General features: G+C 73.6%; 1 protein-coding gene. It reads right to left on the bottom strand.

Features of this window, described 5'->3' with window-relative positions; translation table 11 throughout:
• A partial coding sequence (locus CRT60_RS00070) for a condensation domain-containing protein (RefSeq protein WP_244592178.1) occupies positions 1 to 906 on the bottom strand: 906 nt, incomplete at both ends.

Below are 906 nucleotides of genomic sequence, written 5' to 3'. Positions count from 1 at the left end.
TGCACCGGATAGGCGGTGGTGAACCAGCCGACGCTGCGGCTGAGGTCCAGGCCGCCCACCAGCTCCTCGCGGCCATGCCCCTCCAGCTGCACCAGCGCCGACGCTGCGCCGCTCCACCGGCACAGCACCCGCGACAGCGCCGTCAGCAGCAGGTCGTTCACCCGCGTCCGGTAGGCAGCGGGCGCCGACGACAGCAGGCGCTTCGTCCAGCCGGCATCCAGCCGCGTCCGCGCCACGGCGGATGTCGCCACCCTCAGCACCCCGGGGGAGACCGGCTCCGCCACCCCCGGCAGCCCGGCTGGAGCCCCCGTCAGGCTGTCGCGCCACCAAGACAACTCATCCCTCAGCGCCCCGCTCGCGGCGTGGCGGCGCAACGCCTCGCCCCAGGACTGGAAGGAGGCGGTCTTGGCCGACAGCATCACCGCCTCGCCCCGCTCCAGCTGCGTGCAGGCCAGTTGCAGATCCTCCAGCAGCACGCGCCAGGACACGCCGTCCACCACAAGATGGTGGATCGCCAGCAGCAGGCGCTGGCCGTCTTCATCCTCCCGCTCCACCAGCAGGGCGCGCAGCAACGGGCCATGGTCGAGGTCGAGGCTGCGCTGGGCCTCCTCGCACAGCCGCTCCTGCGCCTCGGCATCGGCGGCGGCGCGGTGCCACAGCACCGGCGGCACCGCCTCGGGCGGCAGGTGCCGGGCGCTGCCATCCATCGCGAAGACCAGCCGCAGGGCGTCGTGATGGGCCAGCAGGGCCGAGAGCGCCCGTTCCAGCAACGCCGGATCGACCGGCCGGCGCAGCCGCAGCAGCACCGACTGGTTCCAGTGGCTGCGGCTGGGGATCGGCTCCTCGAAGAACCAGCGCTGGATCGGCGTCAGCGACAGCGCTCCGCCGACGCTGCCCTGCTCGGCG

This window comes from Azospirillum palustre (genome assembly GCF_002573965.1).
GTDB lineage: Bacteria > Pseudomonadota > Alphaproteobacteria > Azospirillales > Azospirillaceae > Azospirillum > Azospirillum palustre.
Note: the sequence above shows the minus strand (reverse complement) of the source record. Positions and strands in the feature narration are given on the sequence as shown.